General features: G+C 67.4%; 15 protein-coding genes and 1 tRNA gene. 14 read left to right on the top strand and 2 right to left on the bottom strand.

Annotation, left to right across the window (positions count from 1 at the left end; all coding sequences use genetic code 11):
- Positions 1-54: 54 nt before the first annotated feature.
- The 9 genes from QWI33_RS14655 (at position 55) to QWI33_RS14615 (ending at position 12,874) form a co-directional block, all read left to right on the top strand.
- Entirely contained in the window at positions 55-1,743 is a 1,689-nt protein-coding gene (locus QWI33_RS14655; RefSeq protein ID WP_289957893.1) for an ABC transporter family substrate-binding protein, read from the top strand.
- Between the two features lie 241 nt (positions 1,744-1,984).
- Positions 1,985-3,685, top strand: coding sequence for an ABC transporter substrate-binding protein (locus QWI33_RS14650; protein WP_289957892.1), 1,701 nt, complete (start codon positions 1,985-1,987; stop codon positions 3,683-3,685).
- 345 nt (positions 3,686-4,030) lie between these two features.
- Entirely contained in the window at positions 4,031-5,731 is a 1,701-nt protein-coding gene (locus QWI33_RS14645; RefSeq protein WP_289957891.1) for an ABC transporter family substrate-binding protein, read from the top strand.
- 480 nt (positions 5,732-6,211) lie between these two features.
- Entirely contained in the window at positions 6,212-7,945 is a 1,734-nt protein-coding gene (locus QWI33_RS14640) for an ABC transporter family substrate-binding protein (RefSeq protein ID WP_289957890.1), read from the top strand.
- Positions 7,946-8,135: 190 nt separating this feature from the next.
- Positions 8,136-9,161 carry an ABC transporter permease gene (locus QWI33_RS14635; RefSeq protein ID WP_289957889.1) on the top strand — a complete coding sequence of 342 codons (1,026 nt, stop codon included), beginning with the start codon at positions 8,136-8,138 and terminating at the stop codon, positions 9,159-9,161.
- A complete protein-coding gene (locus QWI33_RS14630; protein WP_289957888.1) occupies positions 9,154-10,065 on the top strand; it encodes an ABC transporter permease in 912 nt (303 codons plus the stop codon). Before QWI33_RS14635 ends, QWI33_RS14630 begins: the two co-directional genes overlap by 8 nt.
- A gap of 2 nt (positions 10,066-10,067) precedes the next feature.
- Positions 10,068-11,213, top strand: coding sequence for an ABC transporter ATP-binding protein (locus tag QWI33_RS14625; protein ID WP_289957887.1), 1,146 nt, complete (start codon positions 10,068-10,070; stop codon positions 11,211-11,213).
- Between the two features lie 5 nt (positions 11,214-11,218).
- Positions 11,219-12,253, top strand: a complete 1,035-nt coding sequence (locus QWI33_RS14620) for an ABC transporter ATP-binding protein (RefSeq protein ID WP_289958323.1) — start codon at positions 11,219-11,221, stop codon at positions 12,251-12,253.
- A gap of 102 nt (positions 12,254-12,355) precedes the next feature.
- Positions 12,356-12,874 carry a hypothetical protein gene (locus QWI33_RS14615; protein ID WP_289957886.1) on the top strand — a complete coding sequence of 173 codons (519 nt, stop codon included), beginning with the start codon at positions 12,356-12,358 and terminating at the stop codon, positions 12,872-12,874.
- 31 nt (positions 12,875-12,905) lie between these two features.
- On the opposite strand, the gene QWI33_RS14610 is transcribed toward QWI33_RS14615, so the two are convergent.
- Both QWI33_RS14610 and QWI33_RS14605 read right to left on the bottom strand, forming a co-directional pair.
- Positions 12,906-13,280, bottom strand: a complete 375-nt coding sequence (locus tag QWI33_RS14610; RefSeq protein WP_289957885.1) for a hypothetical protein — start codon at positions 13,278-13,280, stop codon at positions 12,906-12,908.
- A 439-nt stretch (positions 13,281-13,719) separates the two neighbouring features.
- Positions 13,720-15,405, bottom strand: coding sequence for an HNH endonuclease signature motif containing protein (locus QWI33_RS14605; protein WP_289957884.1), 1,686 nt, complete (start codon positions 15,403-15,405; stop codon positions 13,720-13,722).
- A 494-nt stretch (positions 15,406-15,899) separates the two neighbouring features.
- On the opposite strand from QWI33_RS14605, the gene QWI33_RS14600 reads away from it, so the two are divergent.
- From QWI33_RS14600 to QWI33_RS14580, 5 genes are all read left to right on the top strand, one after another.
- A tRNA-Leu gene (locus QWI33_RS14600) sits at positions 15,900-15,982 on the top strand.
- A gap of 366 nt (positions 15,983-16,348) precedes the next feature.
- Positions 16,349-18,139 carry a sensor histidine kinase gene (locus tag QWI33_RS14595; RefSeq protein WP_289957883.1) on the top strand — a complete coding sequence of 597 codons (1,791 nt, stop codon included), beginning with the start codon at positions 16,349-16,351 and terminating at the stop codon, positions 18,137-18,139.
- On the top strand, positions 18,139-18,570 hold the full coding sequence (locus QWI33_RS14590; RefSeq protein WP_289957882.1) for a roadblock/LC7 domain-containing protein: 432 nt from the start codon (positions 18,139-18,141) through the stop codon (positions 18,568-18,570). The genes QWI33_RS14595 and QWI33_RS14590 overlap by 1 nt, the downstream gene beginning before the upstream one ends.
- The gene (locus QWI33_RS14585) at positions 18,570-18,941 is read left to right on the top strand and encodes a DUF742 domain-containing protein (RefSeq protein WP_289957881.1); all 372 of its coding nucleotides are present in this window, start codon (positions 18,570-18,572) and stop codon (positions 18,939-18,941) included. Before QWI33_RS14590 ends, QWI33_RS14585 begins: the two co-directional genes overlap by 1 nt.
- Positions 18,919-19,521, top strand: a complete 603-nt coding sequence (locus QWI33_RS14580; protein ID WP_289957880.1) for a GTP-binding protein — start codon at positions 18,919-18,921, stop codon at positions 19,519-19,521. Before QWI33_RS14585 ends, QWI33_RS14580 begins: the two co-directional genes overlap by 23 nt.
- Positions 19,522-19,532 lie beyond the last annotated feature (11 nt).

Genomic DNA, 19,532 nt, shown 5'->3' with positions numbered 1-19,532 from the left:
TCCAATTGCGGGCTTTGCGGCCCACAGTGGATCCACACACGGGGGAGTGGTCATATGCGACCAGCACAAGCGAGGGCCAGCGTCCTCGCCGGAACGGCGGTGCTCGCCGCCGCGGCGCTCGCCGCCTGCGGCGGCGGCAGCGATTCGGGCGGCGGCGACACCGACGTCACCTGGGCGGTCAGCTCGGGCTGGGAGTCGTGGAACGAGAACACGGCCGACGGCAACACCTCATACCTGCACCAGGCCCTGTCTCCGGGGACGACCGCGCTCGGCGACTTCGACCAGGACGCCGAGTGGGTCTTCAACGACGCGCTCCTCGCGAAGGCCCCGGAGTTGACCGGCGAGTCGCCGATGACCGTGGCGTACACGCTCAACGAGAACGCCCAGTGGTCCGACGGCGACCCGTTCGACGTGGACGACTTCACCTACATCTGGCACCAGATGTCAGGCAAGGCCGAGCACTGCGACCAGACCCAGTGCCTGCCCGCCTCCACCGACTGGGGTGCGAACGTCGCCTCGATCGAGCAGGAGGGCGACGTCGTCACCATGACCTATGTGGACGGCTACCTGGACCCCGAGTGGCAGTACTTCCAGACGCCGATGTACCCGGCCCACATCGCCGAGGCCAACGGCTTCCCGAACTGGGCCACCGACCCGGCCCAGATGGGCGGCAGCGCCACCTGGTTCACCCAGAACGCGCCCACCTGGTCCACCGGGCCGTACAAGCCGACCGACGCGTCCCCGGGCGAGTTCGTCGTCTTCGAGCCCAACGAGAACTACCAGGGCTCGACCAAGCCGGCCCTGGACAAGCTGACGATGAAGGTCGTCGAAGGCACCGAGGCGATCATCACCGAGCTGCGGCAGGGCTCCATCGACGGAGCCTGGCCCTCGGAGTTCAGCCAGGAGGAGCTCGACAAGGTCAAGGACGACTCGGCGGTGACCACCGAGGTCTACGAGGGCTCGATCTGGCTCCACATCGACACGAACATGAACAACACGTTCCTGGCCGACCAGGCGCTGCGCCAAGCGGTGTTCACGGCGATCGACAACGGGGACATCATCAAGAAGGCCTACCCGGACACCGAGGTCTCGGCGCGCCTGAACCACTTCTTCAACCAGCAGTCGGAGTTCTTCGTGGACGAGATCGGCTCGTCCGACCCGCCGCAGGGCACCGGCGACGAGGCCGCGGCCAACGCGGCGCTGGAGGCCGCGGGCTACACCACCGGCGAGACGCTGATGACGCCGGAGGGCGAGGCGGTCACGCTGAACTTCCGCTACGGCGAAGGGGACGCGACCCGCACGCTCGCCGGCGAACTCGTGCAGTCCTACCTGAGCGAGATCGGCATCGACGTGACCCTCGAGGCGATCCCCGACGGCCAGCTCGGCACGGTCCTCTCCGAAGGGGACTTCGACATGGTCATCTTCGGCTGGTCGGGCACGCCGGCGTTCACGACCGCGCCGCAGCAGTACTTCGGCTCGGACTCGTCGTCGAACTTCGGCCAGTTCCGGCTCGACGGCCTCGACGAGGCGATCGCGAAGGTGCGCTCGACGACCGACATCGCCGAGGCGGCGCAGTTCGCGAACGACGTGGAGGCGATGGTCGTGCCGCAGGCGTTCACGCTGCCGATCTTCGACGAGCCGCAGTCGGTCGTGTACCTGAACGGGAACCTCGCCGGGCTCGTCCCCAACGGCAACAGCCAGGCGGGCCCGATGTGGAACATCCAGGAGTGGAAGCCCGCGTAGGGCTCGGATTCCAGTGCGGGGGCGGCCTGAACGGGCCGCCCCCGCTGCGTATCGGTCAGGTAACAATGCTCAGGCAACTTCGTACCGATGCGTGGCCTTCGCCCGTGATACATGGCACTGTGGCACCCAGCACTGCCGAGCGGCCGCCTGGCCCCTCCGCGACCCCTGTGACGGCGACGAAGCCCCCAACGGCGCATCAGGCGAACCCCCTCGGCCGGACACCCTATGGAGGAGAACACACATGGCTCTGACTCGTAGAGCATTCGGCGGCCTCACGATCGGCGGTTCCTCCGCTCTCATGCTGGCCGCATGCGGTGGCAACGACGGTGACGGCGGCAGCGAAGGGGGCGGCGAACTCGTCTGGGCGGTCTCGTCGGGCTGGTCGGCCTGGAACCGGAACACCGGTACCGGCAACGCCTCTGCCACCAACATCGCCACGACCCCGATGAACCCGGTCGGCACTCTCGGGTACGACTTCGACCCCGAGGGCAACGTCTTCTACGACGAGGCGATCTTCGAAGGCGCGCCGGAACTCCTCAACGAGGCCCCGATGCAGGTCCAGCTCACCCTGAAAGAGGGGGCCCAGTGGTCGGACGGCAAGCCGGTCCGCCTGGAGGACTTCATCTTCCAGTGGTACTCGACCTCCGGCGACCCGCTGCACGCCAACCAGGAGAAGGCGCTGCCCGCCGGCACCGCCATGGCGAACATCGCGAGCATCGAAGAGCCCGAGCCGGGCAAGATCGTCCTCACCTTCAAGGAGGGCACCACCGACCCCGAGTGGATCTTCAACGGTGGCGTGTACCTGCCCAGCCACGTGGCCGAGGCCAACGGCTTCGAGGCATGGGCCACCGACCCTGAGGTCATGGGCGACGCGGTCAACTTCTTCAACGACGACCTGTGGGACGTCGTGATCGGCCCGTACAAGCCGGTCGAGTGGAAGGTCGGCGAGTACGTCATCTACGAGCCGAACGAGAACTACCAGGGCGAGCACAAGGCCTCGTACGACAAACTCACCATGAAGGCCATCGAGGGCATCGAGGCCCAGGTCACCGAGCTCCGCCAGGGCACCATCGCCGGCTGCTGGCCCAATGACTTCAGCCTCGAGATCATGCAGCCGCTCGAAGACCAGCCGGAGCTGGCGTACGAGACGTACGCGGGCGCGACCTGGTCGCACTTCGACATGAACGTCAACAACACGTTCCTCAAGGACGTGGCGCTGCGCCAGGCGGTGTTCACCGCCATCGACATCGAGGAGATCAAGTCCCGGGCCTTCCCCGGGACCGAGGCCCCGTGGCTCGGCAACCACTTCTTCACCGAGGAAAGCCCGTACTACGTGGACTACACGGGTCCGGCGAACTACGGCAAGGGCGACATCGAGGCGGCCAAGACGATTCTCACCGGCGCCGGCTACACCACCAACGGCGACGGGAAGCTCCTGGCTCCCGGCGGCGAGCAGGTGCTGTTCAACTTCCGCTTCGCCTCCTCGAACGAGATCCGCAAGCTCACCGGCGAGATCATCCAGGCGCAGCTGGTCGAGCTGGGCATCGACCTGGAACTCAAGGGCTTCGGCGACGACGAGCTCTCCACGACCCTCTCCGAGGGCGACTTCGACCTGGTCGTCTTCTCCTGGGTCGGCAATCCGGCGTTCACCACCTCGCCCGACCAGTTCTTCTCGCCGGATTCGGACTCGAACCACGGCAACTACGACGACCCGGTCATCAACGAGCTGCTGCCGCAGGTCCGCGCCACGCTCGAGCTCGACGCGGCGGCCGAGGTCGCGAACCAGATCAGCGCCCAAGCCGTGGCGCAGGCATACACCCTGCCGCTCTACAGCAGCCCCATGGCGGTCTTCTGGAACACCGAGATGGTCAGTGGCCTTGAAGTGAACCCGGCCAGCCAGGCCTCGGCACTGTGGAACGTCCGGGAGTGGAAGCGTCCCTAGTACCACATTCCGGGATGGACGGCCGCTCGAAGCCGTATTGGATTCGCCACCATCCGTCCTGTTAATTCAGTGAATTCCCCCGTGGGGCCGATGCCACATCGGCCCCACGGTCCATGTGTGGCACCGGCTTCGCGGCGCAAAGTCACGAATACATCACGAATAAACTCCAGTTGAGGCCGCGACCATGTCAATCCCCTCACGTCTGTGCAAGTGTTTGTCACAACACCGCCGAGGGCGCCACTGACGCCTTCCCCAACCCGATCCCTCGGGGCTCGGGTATCCGGACGCGAGGCATCGGCGCCTTCGCGAAGGCCCCTCGGCATCGATACCTGGAGGAGAACACTCATGGCTCTGACCCGTAGAGCTCTCGGCGGCCTGACCATCGGCGGTACGGCCGCCTTCACCCTGGCCGCCTGCGGCGGCAACGAAGGCAACGGCGGCTCCGGTGCCACCGAGCTCACCTGGGCGATCCCCTCGGCGTGGGAGTCCTGGAACGAGAACACTCAGTCCGGCAACAACTCGTACGGCCACCAGGCCATGTACCCCATGCGCTACGGACTCGACGGCAACACCACCGGCGACTGGGACGAGAACGGCGAGTTCCACCTCAACGACGCCGTCTTCGCCTCCTCGGAGATCATCTCCGAGGCCCCGCTCCAGGTCCAGTACACGCTGCAGGAGAACGCCCAGTGGTCGGACGGCAAGCCCGTCCGCGTCGAGGACTTCATCTTCCAGTGGTACAGCATCTCCGGTCTCGAGGAGCACGCCGACCAGACCAAGGCGCTCCCGGCCTCGACCAGCTACGGCCCCAACATCGCCTCCATCGAGTCCCCTGAAGAGGGCAAGATCGTGGTGACCTTCATCGACGGCTACCTCGACCCCGAGTGGCAGTTCAGCCCCACCGTCTACCTGCCCTCGCACGTCGCCGAGGCCGAGGGCTTCGCCGACTGGCAGACCGACCCGGCCGTCATGGGCGACGCCATCGCCTGGTTCGAGCAGAACCTTTCCGACGTCGTGACCGGCCCCTACAAGCCCGTCGACTTCAAGATGGGCGAGTACATCACATACGAGCTCAACGACAAGTGGAACGGCTCGGTCAAGCCCACCGTCAAGAAGCTCACCATGAAGGTCGTCGAGGGCACCGAGGCGGTCGTCACCGAGCTGCGCCAGAGCACCATCGCCGGCGCGTGGCCCAGCGAGTTCTCCCAGGAGGAGTTCGACAAGGCCGCCGAGGACGAGGCCCTCGGCCAGGAGATCTACGAGGGCGGCGTCTGGCTCCACATCGACACCAACCTGAACTCCGAACCGCTCAAGGACGTGGCCCTGCGCCAGGCGATCTTCACCGCCATCAACGTCGCCGACGCCATCGGCCGCGTTTACCCGTCGACCAAGGTCTCTCAGCGCCTCAACCACTTCTTCGGGCAGAAGAGCGAGTTCTTCCAGGACCTCATCACCCCGACCGGCCAGGGCTCGGGCGACCCCGTCAAGGCCGCCCAGATCCTCACCGAGGCCGGCTACACCGGCGCGGCCGAGGGCGAGAAGCTGACCAAGGACGGCACCGCGGTCCCCAACCTCGTCTTCCGCTTCGGCGAGGGCGACGCCACCCGCACCACGATCGCCGAACTGGCCCAGTCCCAGCTGGCGCTCATTGGCCTCACCGTCGACCTCAAGGCGATCCCCGACGGCGAGCTCGGCACCGTGCTCACCGAGAGCGACTTCGACCTGGTCATCTTCGGCTGGTCGGGCAGCCCCACGTTCGTGGCGGCCCCCAACCAGTACTTCAAGACCGGCGTCAACTACGGGAACTACTCCTTCCCCGAGCTCGACACGGCGATCGACGCGCTCAAGACCACGTCGGACCAGGCCGAGGCCGCGGCCCTCGCCAACGAGGTCGAGGCGATCGCCGTGCCGCTCGCCCTGACCCTCCCGCTGTTCGACGAGCCGCAGGGCATCCTGTGGAACAAGAACCTCATCGAGGGCGTCAAGGGCAACGGCAACAGCCAGGGCGGCCCGATCTTCAACTGCGCCGAGTGGAAGACCGTCTAAGAGCTCAGTGAGCTGAGCGGCGGGGCCTCCCTGGGCCCCGCCGCTTCAACGTTTCGAGAGCCGAGGTTTCGGCGGCGTCGCCGCGAGGTGAACGTTCGCCACTCCTCCGCCATCCCTCGCCCTACCTCTCTTCGCCTCGGCCGCACCGTCGCGGCCGACCCGGACCGACCGCGGCCCTCGTCTCCGCGACCGGACCGGCGCGCGCGGACGCCCTGCGGCGGTGACCGCCAGACGAGAGTTCTCGCTGGCAGACGGTGAATTTTCACTTATCGCCGCCATTCAGGGAATGAACGTCACGGGAACATAACGAACGAAGCTCATCTCGTGTTCGGTTGTCCGAAACCCGGGATTCCCGTGGAAGGCTGTACCTCGCGTCACTGACCGCCGCCGATCCGAACAGGAGCCCGGCGGCACGGCCCGGAGCCCCGAACCCACCTCGGTGCTCCCGCCGGTCGGTGGCGCAAACCTTCGAGAGGAACCATGAAGCGACACCACACGGCGGCCGTCGCCGCCCTCGCCTGCACCGCCCTGGTGCTGACGGGTTGCGGACAGGACGGCGAGTCCGCCACCTCCAGCCTCGATGCCTGCCTCACCGACCCCGCCGGCTGCAACTCCGGCGAGCGGGCCGACGGCGGCGAGATCACCTGGGCCCTCGACGGCTCGTGGGGCACCTGGAACCAGAACACCTCCGAAGGCAACAACGCGTACGTCAGCGCCGCGCTCGTCGGCATGTGGCCCTACACCGGCCAGTTCGACCCCAGCGGCGAGTACGTCTTCAACGAAGGCATCCTCGGCTCCGCCCCCGAACTCGTCAAAGAGGACCCGGTCACCGTCGAGTACACCCTCAAGGACGGCGCGAACTGGGGCGACGGCACCGACATCACCGTCGACGACTTCATCTACCACTGGTACGCCACCTCCGGGGACGAGTCGCTCTGCGACGGCTGCGACCCCGCCAACACCACCCGCGGCTCCCAGGTCGAGTCCATCACCGGCGACGGCGCCCACGTCACCGTGACCTACAAGGACTCCTACCACTCAGCCGAGTGGCAGTACGAGGAGATCCTCTCCTCGCCCGCCCACGTGGCCGAGGCGCAGGGCTTCGACTGGCAGAACGACCCCGCGGACATGAAGGCCGCCGAGGACTACTTCTCGGAGACCATCCCCACGTGGACCACCGGCCCCTTCACGATCGACGACGCCAAGGTCGGCGAGCACGTCATCTACGTGCCCAACGACGACTGGGCCGGTGAGACCGAGGTGACCCTCGACAAGGTCACCTTCCGCGTCATCGACGGCCTCGAGAACATCGTCACCGCCCTGCGCAACGGCGAGATCGACGGCGCCTCCCCGTTCTCGGTCACCGCCGAGACCATCACCCAGCTCCAAGGCGCCGACGGCCTCGAGTACGCGGTCGCGGGCGGGCCCTCCTTCGAGCACATCGACCTGAACACGAAGAACGAGTTCCTCGCCGACCCCGTGCTGCGCCAGGCGATCTTCACCGCCATAGACATCGAGAACATCATCTCGCGCACCTACGCGTACGTGCAGTCCGACATCGAGCGCAAGGGCAACCACCTCTTCCGCAACGGCTCGGACTACTACACGGACTACCTCTCGGCCACCGGCCAGGGCACCGGCGACATCGAACTCGCCTACGACCTCCTCGAAGAGGCCGGCTACGAACTCGACGGCGGCGTGCTGAAGGACCCCGACGGCAAGGCCGTCGAGCTCGACTTCCGCTACTCCGAGTCCAAGGAGAACCGCCGCATCACCGGCGAGCTCGTCCAGGCGAACCTCGCCGACCTCGGCATCCAGGTCGAGCTGCGCTCCATCCCCGACGCCGACCTCGGCACCGTCCTCGGCGAGGGCGAGTTCGACATGATCGACTTCGGCTGGAGCTCCGAGCCCGTGTTCGTCGCCGCCGCCTCCCAGTACTGGGAGACCGGCTCCGGATCCAACTTCGGCGCGCTCTCCGACCCCGACCTCGACGAGCTCATCGCCGAGATCAACGGCACCCTCGACATCGACGAGGCCGCCGTGCGCGCCAACGCCGCCGTCCAGCAGGTCGTCCAGGACGCCTACTCGCTCCCTATCGTGGACACACCGGTCGCGGTCATGGTCTCCGATAGGTTGGTCAACGTCCGCGACAATTGGGCGTCGCAGCAGCGAGCCGCGTACAACATTGCAGAGTGGGGCGTGGCCGCTGAGTGACCTCGAGCAGAACCCGAGCGGAGCCGCAGGCGCACCGCGAACCGGAAGAAGTTTGGAACAGTGCCAGGGGCTCACGGACCCGGCCGCAGAATGGGGAGTCAGTGAGCCGTAGGAGAGGCCGCGTCGCTGCGCGGCCGGGCCGGTCGGCAGGCGAACCGGTCCACACCAGAGAAACCGTTAACGAGGCATTATGGTTGTATTCATAATCCGGCGCATCCTACTGATGATCCCGGTGCTGCTGGGAGCCACTATCTTGTGCTTTGTCCTGGTCGACGCGGTGAACGACCCCGTCCAGGACATGGTCTTCGAGATCCAGCAGTCCACCGGCGAACCGGTGCCCCAGTCGACCGTCGACGCCCTCGAGGAGTCGCTGTACTACGACCGGTCCATCCCCGAGCGCTACTGGATCTGGCTCACCGGCATCGGTGACACCAACGGCGACATCGGCCTCCTCAAGGGCGAATGGGGCCCCTCCATCGAGGGCTCCGCCATGGACATCGGCTACGAGATCTCCACCCGCTTCTGGATCACCCTCCGGCTGGTCCTGTTCGCGACCCTCGCGTCCATCGGCCTCGCCATTCTCTCCGGTGTCGTCAGCGCGGTCAAGCAGTATTCTCGCACTGACTACACGCTGACCTTCCTGGGCTTCCTGTTCCTGGCCATGCCGGTGTTCTGGCTCGGCTCGCTGTTCAAGGAAGGCGCGGTGCAGCTGAACAAGATCCTCGGCTCCACGGTCTTCCAGACCTACGGCTCCGGCTCCACCGGCTTCCGAGGCAACGGCTGGGAGGTCTTCGCCGACTCCCTGCCCTACCTCATCGTGCCGACCCTGGTGCTCATGCTCGGCGGCTACGCCGCGATCTCGCGGTACCAGCGCGCCTCCATGCTCGAGGTCATGAACTCCGACTACGTGCGGCTCGCCCGCGCCAAAGGCGTTCGCAACCGCACCGTCATGCGCCGGCACGCCCTGCGGACCGCGCTCATCCCGGTCGCGACCTTCGCGCCCCTCGCCCTCTCCGGCGCGATGGGCGGCGCCATGGTCACCGAGAGCATCTTCGGCTGGCGCGGCCTGGGCGTCTACTCCCTGGACGCCATCCGCGCCGGCGACACGTTCGTCGTCATGGCCTACGTGCTCATCTCAGGTCTGGTCGTCCTCATCGGCGTCCTGATCTCCGACATCCTGTACGGCGTGCTCGACCCGAGGATCCGCTATGAGTAACACCGCATCGCCCCGCCTTGACGCGGAGGCCCTCACCAGCAAGGAACGCGGCCAGTGGGAGATGGTGGGCCGCCGCTTCTTCCGGCACCGCGCCGCCGTCGTCAGCCTCGTCATCTTCCTGCTGATCGTGCTGTTCGCCTACCTGGGCCCCTTCCTGTGGAAGTGGGACTACAAGATCCACTCGGAGATCCCCTCGTGGGCCGCCCCGAGCCTGGACCACCCGTTCGGCACCGACAAGGCCGGGCGCGACATGCTCGGCGCGATGATGCAGGCGACGAAGCAGTCGCTCAACGTCTCGCTCGTCGTGGCCATCGGCTCCACCGTCCTCGGCGCGCTCTACGGCGCCGTCGCCGGCTTCTACCGCGGCTGGGTCGACTCGATCATGATGCGCTTCCTCGACATCATGTTCGTGATCCCCTTCCTGGTCATCACCGGTGCGATCGCGGGCGCCATCGACTCCAGCGTCCGCTGGTACCACATGGCGTTCATCCTCGCGATCTTCGGCTGGACCTCGATCGCCCGCGCCGTGCGCGCCGAAGTGCTATCCCTGAGGGAGAAGGAGTTCATCGAAGCCGCCCGCTCGGCGGGGGGCTCGGACTGGCACATCATCGTGAAGCACCTGATCCCGAACACGATGAGCGTCATCATCGTCTCGGTGACGCTGCAGATCGCCTTCGCCATCCTGTCGGAGACGACCCTGTCCTTCCTCGGTCTGGGCATCCAGAGCCCCGACACGTCGCTGGGCCTCCTCATCGAGGCGGCGGGCGCGTCGGCGTTCAACGAGCACTGGTACCTGTTCTACATCCCGGGTCTCATGATCATTCTCATCGCGCTCACCATCAACTTCATCGGTGACGGCCTGCGCGACGCCATGGACCCGCGGCAGACGATGGTGAGGCGATAGCGATGTCGAACATCTCAGTGAGCACCAACGGCGCCAAGCGCTCCACCGGCACCAAGGGCGACATGGTCCTGGAGGTGAACGACCTCAACGTGTCGTTCCCGACCGACGACGGCCTCGTCCACGCCGTGCGCGGCGTGACCTACGAGCTGCGCCGCGGCCAGAGCCTCGGCATCGTCGGCGAGTCCGGCTCCGGCAAGTCGGTGACCTCCATGGCGATCATGGGCCTCCTGCCCAAGACCGCCCAGATCACCGGCTCCGCCCGGCTCGAGGGCGACGAGCTCCTCGGCCTCGGCGACGCCGAACTCTCCCGCATCCGCGGCAAGAAGATCTCCATGATCTTCCAGGACCCGCTGACCAGCCTCAACCCGGTCTACACGGTCGGCTTCCAGCTGTCCGAGGCCATCCGCGTCCACTACCCGGACGTCAACAAGGCCGAGGCCCGCAAGCGCTGCATCGACCTGCTCGACTCGGTCGGCATCCCGAACCCGCAGCAGCGTGTCGACGCCTACCCGCACGAGCTCTCCGGCGGCATGCGCCAGCGCGTGGTCATCGCCATCGCCATGGCGAACAACCCGGACGTCATCATCGCCGACGAACCCACCACGGCCCTCGACGTCACGGTCCAAGCCCAGGTCCTCGAGGCCCTGGAGAAGGCCCGCGAAGAGGTCAACGCCGCGCTGATCCTCATCACGCACGACCTCGGGGTCATCGCCGGGCACACCGACGACGTCCTCGTCATGTACGCGGGCAAACCGGTCGAGCAGGGCTCCGTCGACGAGATCTTCTACGAGCCGCGCATGCCCTACACGCTGGGCCTGATCGGATCGCTGCCGCGCATGGACGAGGACCGCAGCCAGCGGCTCACCCCCGTCCACGGCACGCCGCCGTCGATGCTCAACCTGCCGCCGGGCTGCCCGTTCCGCCCGCGGTGCCCCATGCACCAGGACATCTGCGCGGAGGTCGAGCCGGCCCTCATGCCGATCGGCCCCACCGGGCACGTCTCGGCCTGCCACTTCTCGGACCAGCTCGAGGGCAAGGCCCCCGACGACGTGTTCGCGGCCGTGGCCACCGACCTGTCGGTCGAAGCGGAGGTCGAAGCCGCCGAGGCCGAGGCCGCCGCCCTGCACGCTCAGGAGGAGGAGAAGTGAACGCCATGCTCGACACTCCGCAGACCGCGGCGAACCCCGTCATCGCCGGGAGGAACCTGGTCAAGGAGTTCCCCGTGCGCGCCAAGGGGATCCTCCGGCGCAAGGTCGGGGCGGTCCACGCCGTCTCGGGCGTGAGCCTGGAGATCGGCCAGACCGAGACGCTCGCGCTCGTCGGCGAGTCCGGCTGCGGCAAGTCCACGACCGCGCGGCTGATGATGAACCTCATCCCGCCGACGTCGGGCGAGATCCTCTACGAGGGCCGCGACCTGACGAAGCTCTCGCGCAACCAGATGCGGCCGATCCGCCGGGACCTCCAGCTGGTGTTCCAGGACCCGATGGCCTCGCTGGACCCGCGCATGACGGTCTTCGAGATCATCGCCGAGCCGCTGCGCGTGCACAACCTGTTCAAGAACGGCGGCCGCGACCGGGTCAACAGCCTGATCGAGATCGTCGGCCTGAACCCGGAGCACCGCAACCGGTACCCGCACGAGTTCTCCGGCGGCCAGCGCCAGCGCATCGGCATCGCCCGTGCGCTCGCGCTCCAGCCGAAGGTGCTCATGCTCGACGAGCCGGTGTCGGCCCTCGACGTGTCGATCCAGGCCGGCGTGATCAACCTACTGGAGGACCTGCAGGACGAACTGGGGCTGTCGTACCTGTTCGTCTCGCACGACCTCTCGGTGGTGCGGCACATCGCCGACAAGGTCGCGGTCATGTACCTCGGCAAGATCGTCGAGGAAGGGACCACGGACCAGCTCTTCGCCGGCCCGGCCCACCCGTACACGCAGGCCCTCATGTCGGCGATCCCGCTGCCGGACCCGCGCAAGGAGCGGACCCGCGAGCGCATCGTCCTCCAAGGCGACGTGCCGAGCCCGTCCAACCCGCCTTCGGGCTGCCGCTTCCGCACCCGCTGCCCGCTGTTCCAGGAACTCGGGGAATCGCAGCAGGCCAAGTGCATCGACGTCGAGCCGCTCCTGCGGTCCGACCACGCGGGCCTGACCCGCGCGGCCTGCCACTACGCGGAGCCGAAGCAGCTCGTCTAGCGAACGCTGCACGGGGCCGTTCCACCTTTCCGGTGGGGCGGCCCCGTCTCTTTCTCCCTCATCGGTTCGCGCGCCCGCGCCCTCCAGTGCGAGACTTCCGCCATGACCGCATCAGCCAAAGCCACCGTGACCGCCCTGCTCGCCGAACTCGGCGACCGGTGGGAGACCCGCGAGAAGATCGCCGCCGCCCGGGAGCGCCTCACCGCCGACCTCCCCGGCTGGAAGGTCCCGGCCGCCTACGGACTCGGGGTCTACGACGTCTCCGGCGAACTGGTCTTCGGCCACAAGAACACCGGCGACCACCCGCTCCCGGCCGCGGTCATGGCCACGATCCTCGGCCACGAGGGCGGCTCGGAGTCGTACGAGGTGGACGCGGCCACCCTGCAGCAGGCGATCCGCCTCCTCGAACCGGCCGGGGCGTGCCGGGACTACGACCACCCGAACCTGGCGGACTGGAAGCAGGTCCTCAAGCTCCTCAGGGGCGACCGGCAGCTCGAGGCGAGGATGGTGTTCGTCGCCGACTTCGACGACTGGCGCGACAACGACGACGTCGACGACCTCTGCGAGGCCGTCTACTACGCCGCCAAGGCCGCCGGGAAGGCGAAACCGGGCCGCGGCTGAGAGACCCGCGGTCCGGTCTGCAACGACTCGGTCAGTCGACGTGGTACGCCTGCATGCAGCCCACGTGCGCGAAGCCCCATGTGTCGTTCCAGTCCACGGCGACCCACACCTTCGACGAGGACCCGCAGGTCTTGTGCTGCCCGCCGTCGGTGAACGGCGAGCACCAGGACCCGTCGACCCAGGTCCCGGCCGGGATCTTCGGCCCGATCTGCTTCGCACTCGCGCTCGGGTACTCGCGCACCACGGTCGCGACGCTGAACGCCGCGCTGCAGTACACGCTCTCGGTGTCGTCGGCCGCCTGGACCGCCACCGGAACCTCGGACCCGACCGGCTCTGCCGCGGCGGGAGCGGCCCACACCGCCCCGATCGCCAGAGCAGCGGCCGCACTGGCCAGAACTCGTCGCATTTGACCACCTCGTTGTAGGACGACAATGCCGCCCCATGCTCGCAGCGGCAGGCGATCCCGGTGGCCTGAATCGCCGGCGCCCGATTGTCGGAAAGACGATAACGGGGGCCGACCCGACTCCCTCTCGGGACGGACTTGGCGCGGCTTCAAGCGGGCGCCGACGAAGGGGCAGAGTCAATGCGGGGTTGGGACGCGGGCCTCCGGCTTGGCTGGAGCCTGGTTCAAGCGGGCAGCGACGAAGGGGCAGGGCGAGGTCCGGATGCGGGTCCCGGGCCCGAATTCCCTCCGGTTCAACCGGCAGCGACGAAGCGGCAGGGGCAGGGCGAGGTCCGGATGCGGGCCTCCGGCTCGGCTAGGCCCAGGCTCAAGCGGGCACCGACGAAGCGGCAGGGGCAGGGCGAGGTCCGGATGCGGGACCCGGGCCCGATTTCCCTCCGGTTCAACCGGCAGCGACGAAGGGGTGGGGTAGCGGCCAGGCTGGGTTGCGGCCGACCGGCTTGACGGGGTGCGGGTGCAACCTGGCAGCGGCAAAGGGATGGCACCTTCCCCGGTTGCAGTCCGGCCCTTGGCCCTCACCTGGCCCGGGTTCAACCTGGCAGCGACAAGAGGTGCGCTCCCTCCCCGGTCGCACTGCGGCCTGCGGGTCGGATCTCCCCGCTGACTCCGCGAGGGCGCATCCCAGGTGCCCCTTTCGACCCTGGACATGCTGAGGGGCCCGGTCCCCCTTGGGAATCGGGCTGCGCTGGCCATGACCCGCGCTCCCCTCAGCAGTCGCCCGCTGAGGGCAGGTTAAGAACGGTGGATCGCCCGGGTCCTCCCGCATCGCCACGGGTGCCGTCTCTTTGGCGGCCTCGGTCTTCCGGAACCGCTCCCGGGTCTTGACGATCACGGCTTCCATGCTCTTCTGGGCGTACCAGGCGGCATAGTCGGTCAGCTCGCGTCGATACGTGGGCGACCATTCCGTGGAGTCATGCCCGTTCGGCAAGTCCTTGAAAAGGTCCGCTTCCCACTCCTCGTCGGTGCAGCCGGTGCTCTTGTGCCGGATCGAGACGCGGCCCGGGCCGGTCTTCTCAATATCCCATTTGCCCGTATGTATCCGACCGTGATGGAACCTGCAGAGGAGGACCAGGTTCTCAGCGGCCGTCAAGCCCCCGTCTGCCCAATGCTCCAAGTGATGCGCCTCGGTCCAAGCGATCGGAGCCCGGCAACCGGACCAGGCGCACCCGGTTGGCTGCTCGAGTTCGAGTTTGTGGCGGAGGGCCGTGTTGGGGAGGCGCTTGGCTCGGCCCAGTTCGATGGCTTCGCCGGTGCTGTAGTCGAAGACCGAGGGGATGACCCCGGCTTCGCAGGCGAGGAGGCGGGCCTTGGCGACGGAGACCGGCTTGCCGTCGAGCATGGGGAGCCGACCGGTCTTCTCGCCGCGCAGGGTCGCGAGGTCGCAGGTGAGGTTCAGGGTGGCGGTGTGGCCGTGGCGCTTGGGAGCCGAGGGGTCGGTGCCGTAGGCCGCTGCCATCTGGTGCAGCGCTTCGGCATTCCGGCCGGAGACTCGGGGGAGTAGACCATCGGCGTCCTTGTCCTCTTGGCGAGGAGGGGGAACGGCGGTCTTCAGGGCGTTGCTGATGAGCTTCCCAGTGTCATCGGTGAGCAGGCCTTCGATGTCCCACATGCCATCAGGGCGCTGGTTGACCTCCAGCCAGGCCAGGGACTGCTGGCTCAGCTCGTCGAGGAGCGACTGCTGGTCGAAGAGCTCGGCGCAGATGCGGTCGAGGTGCTCGGCGAGTTCGGCGCGGGTGGAGTGGATGCAGTACTCCCGGATCAGCTCCTCGGGAGTTCGGCAGAGCACTGCGCCGTACGGGGATTCGACCGGGGCGGGGTAGGGGACCCGGGAGTAGACGGCCAGGCCCTCGCGCTCGATGCGGCGCATGGCGTAGGCGATGGCGTCGATGCGGGCGGCCCCTGCGAGGGCGGCCTCGGTGAGGTGCTTGAACTTCGGGGAAAGGCGGGCAATGGAGGCGATCTGGCCCGCGCAGGCCTCATTGAGACTGAAGGACTCCTTGATCCAGTCGCGGATGCCGGAGAAGCCGTCGCATTCCTTGTGGAGCCCTTGAGAGGTGTAGGCGATCACTGCTTGCAGGAGATTGGCCTCGACTGCGCAGAGCTGAGAGGTGAGGGAATCGATCCGGGGGCGCAGGACTGCCGCCTGAGAGTTTCGATCTGTGCCATTCATCCTGCTCACCCCCTTGGGAGTTATCCGATTAGTCTTGTGGCGGTTATAGATTAATGATGACAGGTAATGGTCTTGGTGGCATCACTCGAAGGGGTGAATATCAGGCCATTGTGGACCGAGATGGCTCGGAATGCGGGCCGCGGGCCGACATCCGACCTGGGCTTCGTACTGCCTCTTTGTCGCCGCCGCTTGAACTTTGTGTACAGCACGCCGAAAGTCGAAGTGGGACACTGGAGGCACACGCCGCTTGTCGCCGTTGCTTGTACCGCAAGGGAAGTGGACCGCCAACTGTCGGAATCACGACACTTCGGTGTTCCCTCAGGTGAGCGCGCCGGACGGGAAACTTGGGGGGTCCATCACGCTCGGATTCCCGCTAGCGTGGCAGCATACGGGCCCGAGTGGTGGAATCTGGTAGACACAGTCGGCTTAAAACCGGCCGTCGTGAGACTTGCGGGTTCAAATCCCGTCTCGGGCACGGAGGTGGGATGAACTTGTCGGCCAACGGGATCGGACGGAGTGGGGCCGTCCGACCCTCGGAGTGTCGTTCCTCGCATTCCCGGCATCGCCGTCCGAACGGGTGATGGTCGCCCAGCCCCCGGATAACGTCACGCTCTGTGTTCGCACCGTCGATGACCTGGTGGATCGGTTCTGTGAACCGGGAGTTTCAGGCTCGGTACGGACTGCATGGACAGGTTGACTGCGCAGGGACACCGTGCTATCCAGGGAGGCGAGCGCGATACCATTTTGTCGAAACGGCCGGTGGGGACATGGCTTTCCATTGTGCTGCAATGACTTTGTCACTTCCCCGGTATCGCGGAAGCCGTAGGCCAGTGTCGTGAGGATGGCGATGCCCGAAACACCTCTGTCCACAACTCAAACTTTCCAGCCCACCGGTCCGCCGCCGCCTCATCCCTACGGTTCCATTGCCGCAGAGGGACCCGGGGAGTCGGGGGATCTCAAGGCCCGTCTGCTGCGCATCGCACTCCTGCCGCTCGTATCCGCGGTGCTGGTCGGTGCCGGTGTCGTGGTCTTCTTCAATCTGGCTCCAACGGACGGTCCCTCATGGACCGCTCCGGCGGTGCTCGGCCTCGCCGCGGTGCTCATCGCGCTCGTGGCCTACCTGTCCGCCAGCGCCGCCTCCAAGGTCGACGCCGACCTGGGCCGTCAGGTGGTCGCGGTCCGTCGAGCCACTGTCGAGACGCATTTCAAGGTCTGGCAGGTCCTCGACGACCTGCAGCGGGAGCTGCCCGTCGACCAGCGATGGTCGGTTCCGCTCCCCAACGCCTCGGCCAGTGCGGCCACGACCGGCGAGGCGTTGCGGCTCCTGGCCGCGGAGGCCCGGCAACTCCGTGCGGCCGCCGAGGCGGTCACGGCGCGAAGCGGGCGTCCCGCCCCGCAAGCGCCGGCCCGCAGTCCGCAGCCTGCGACGACTTCGGGTCCGATCGATGCGGTGAGCGTGCATTCGCGCGTGGGCATCTTCGTGAATCTGGCCCGGCGCCTGCAGTCACTGGTGCACCGGGAGATCGAGCAGCTCGACGAGCTCGAGAACCAGGTGGAGGACCCTGATCTCCTCAAGGGCCTGTTCTCGGTCGACCACTTGGCGACGCGCATCCGCCGCCACGCGGAGAACCTGGCGGTCCTGGGCGGTGCGACCTCGCACCGGCAGTGGTCGCGTCCGGTCAACGTCTACGAAGCGCTCCGCAGCGCCGTCGCGGAGGTGGAGCAGTACGCGCGAGTGAAGCTGGTGCGCCCCATCGACGGCACGCTCAAGGGCCACGCGGTCGCGGACGTCATCCACCTGGTGGCGGAGCTGGTGGAGAACGCGACGACGTTCTCGGCGCCGAACACGCAGGTGCTCATCCGGGTCGCCCGGGTGCGCACGGGCCTGGCCGTCGAGGTCGAGGACCGCGGCCTGGGCATGGAGGCGCACGAGCGGGACCGGTTCAACACGATGCTGGCGACGCCGGACCAGGTGGATCTGGACGAGCTGCTCGCGGACGGCCGCATCGGCCTGTACGTGGTCTCGTCGCTGGCGCACCGCCATGAGCTGACGGTGCAGTTGCAGTCCAACATCTTCGGCGGCACGCAGGCGATCCTGGTGATTCCCGAGGTGCTGCTGGGCGACGACACGCCCAAGGCCCCCGCGCCGCGGGAGCTGCCTGCGCCGCCGGTGCAGGCGATGCCGGTGCGCCAGCCGGGGGCGGCGGCGCCGTCGCCGCACCTTCCCTCGGTGCAGCTGCGCCCCTTGCCTACCGCGGGTACCCGACACTACGGTGGTTCCGTGCCTCAAGCTCGCATGGACGGACCGGTCAACGGCCACAGCACTGCAGCCACGAGGGTCGACACCGGTGCCCTGCCGGTGACGGCCGAGATCCCCGAGGTGGATCCCGATCACCCGGGCGGGCACGGCTTCGGTTCGGGCACTCGTCCGGAGCTTCCGAAACGCGCGAAGCAGACGCACCTGGCGCCGCAGTTGCGCGATGCGCCGCAGCACGGGGCCCGAGGTTCGGAGGCCGGCCACGACCCGGGTCTGATGAAGGCGTTCCAGCAGGGCCGACAGCGCGCGGACTTCGATCCGCAGATCCCCGCATCCGATGGTTCCGTTTCTCCGTACAGGAATGAGGAGTTGTAATGGCAGGCGATGAGGCAGGCGCGCCTTCAGATCTCAGCTGGCTGTTGGCCGGGCTGGTGAGGAAGGTTCCGCACACGCGAAGCGCACTCCTGCTGTCCTCGGACGGTATCAAGAAGGCGTTCCACGGCATGGGCGTCGACCAGGCCGACCAGCTCTCGGCGATCGCGTCGGGCATGTTCTCGCTGGCGCGGAGCGCGGGCGTGCAGTTCGGTTCGTCGGCGGGCGTTCGCCAGGTGGTGGCGGAGCTCGACGACACGCTGCTGTTCGTGTCGACCGCGGGCCAGGGCGCCGTCCTGGCCGTGGCGGCGGGACGCGAGGCGGACGCGGGAGTCCTCGGCTACGAGATGTCCATTCTGGTCAAGAGTGTGCGCCCGTATCTGGAGACGCCCGTGCGCAGGGCCGCGGCCGCCAGCGGTGAAATGGTCGGCTGATGGCCGACTTCGAGCATCAGCCGCTGCTCGACGACGATGCGGGGCCGCTGGTGCGGCCCTACACCGTGTCGAACGGCCGCACCGTGCCGACGAAGAAGATGGACCTGCTGTCGCTGGTCCGGTCGACCGGGCAGATGCGGCCGGCGCAGTTGGAGGCCGAGCACGCCGAGACCCTGCTCCTGTGCCGGGAGCCGATCTCGGTCGCCGAGGTCTCGGCGCACATGCGCCTGCCGGCGATGGTCATCAAGGTGTTGCTCTCCGATCTCGTCGACTGCGGAGCGATCGTCACCCACGCTCCGGACCCGGCCGTCGACCCCACTGACCAAACCGTATTGGAGGCACTCCTCAATGGCCTACAACGGCGACTTTGACCGCTCGCCAGCACAACAACCAGCACTGCCCACTGCCATCAAGCTGCTCGTCGCCGGGGGGTTCGGCGTCGGCAAGACCACCTTCGTCGGGGCGGTCTCGGAGATCGAGCCGCTGAGCACCGAGGAGACCATCACGATGGCCTCGATCGGCACGGACGACCTCACCGGCGTCGGAGACAAGGTGACGACGACCGTGGCGTTGGACTTCGGCCGTATCACCCTCGACCGGCAGCACATCCTGTACCTGTTCGGCACGCCCGGTCAGGACCGGTTCTGGTTCATGTGGAATGAGCTTTCGGACGGGGCCTTCGGCGCGGTGGTGCTGGCGGACACGCGGCGCTTGGAGGACTGCTTCCCGGCGCTCGACTTCTTCGAGCGGCGGGGCACGTCGTTCATCGTGGCGGTCAACGAGTTCGAATCCGGCTTCCACTACGAGCCGGAAGAGGTCAGGGCCGCATTGGACCTCAAACCGAATATCCCGATCGTCTGCTGCGACGCACGCGATCCACGTTCCGCGACCTTGGTGCTGGTCACGTTGACCAAGCACCTGATGTCGGCCGCTGCTTCCAGCGTCCGGTGAAGGAGCCCAGC

The organism is Glycomyces tritici (assembly GCF_030403505.1).
This window is presented reverse-complemented; position numbering and strand designations above follow the sequence as displayed.

Bases quoted from the DNA above. Each gene is read 5' to 3' on its own strand.
- QWI33_RS14655 (WP_289957893.1), top strand. From the start codon at position 55: ATGCGACCAGCACAAGCGAGGGCCAGCGTCCTCGCCGGAACGGCGGTG.
- QWI33_RS14650 (WP_289957892.1), top strand. From the start codon at position 1,985: ATGGCTCTGACTCGTAGAGCATTCGGCGGCCTCACGATCGGCGGTTCC.
- QWI33_RS14645 (WP_289957891.1), top strand. From the start codon at position 4,031: ATGGCTCTGACCCGTAGAGCTCTCGGCGGCCTGACCATCGGCGGTACG.
- QWI33_RS14640 (WP_289957890.1), top strand. From the start codon at position 6,212: ATGAAGCGACACCACACGGCGGCCGTCGCCGCCCTCGCCTGCACCGCC.
- QWI33_RS14635 (WP_289957889.1), top strand. From the start codon at position 8,136: ATGGTTGTATTCATAATCCGGCGCATCCTACTGATGATCCCGGTGCTG.
- QWI33_RS14630 (WP_289957888.1), top strand. From the start codon at position 9,154: ATGAGTAACACCGCATCGCCCCGCCTTGACGCGGAGGCCCTCACCAGC.
- QWI33_RS14625 (WP_289957887.1), top strand. From the start codon at position 10,068: ATGTCGAACATCTCAGTGAGCACCAACGGCGCCAAGCGCTCCACCGGC.
- QWI33_RS14620 (WP_289958323.1), top strand. From the start codon at position 11,219: ATGCTCGACACTCCGCAGACCGCGGCGAACCCCGTCATCGCCGGGAGG.
- QWI33_RS14615 (WP_289957886.1), top strand. From the start codon at position 12,356: ATGACCGCATCAGCCAAAGCCACCGTGACCGCCCTGCTCGCCGAACTC.
- QWI33_RS14610 (WP_289957885.1), bottom strand. From the start codon at position 13,280: ATGCGACGAGTTCTGGCCAGTGCGGCCGCTGCTCTGGCGATCGGGGCG.
- QWI33_RS14595 (WP_289957883.1), top strand. From the start codon at position 16,349: ATGGCGATGCCCGAAACACCTCTGTCCACAACTCAAACTTTCCAGCCC.
- QWI33_RS14590 (WP_289957882.1), top strand. From the start codon at position 18,139: ATGGCAGGCGATGAGGCAGGCGCGCCTTCAGATCTCAGCTGGCTGTTG.
- QWI33_RS14585 (WP_289957881.1), top strand. From the start codon at position 18,570: ATGGCCGACTTCGAGCATCAGCCGCTGCTCGACGACGATGCGGGGCCG.
- QWI33_RS14580 (WP_289957880.1), top strand. From the start codon at position 18,919: ATGGCCTACAACGGCGACTTTGACCGCTCGCCAGCACAACAACCAGCA.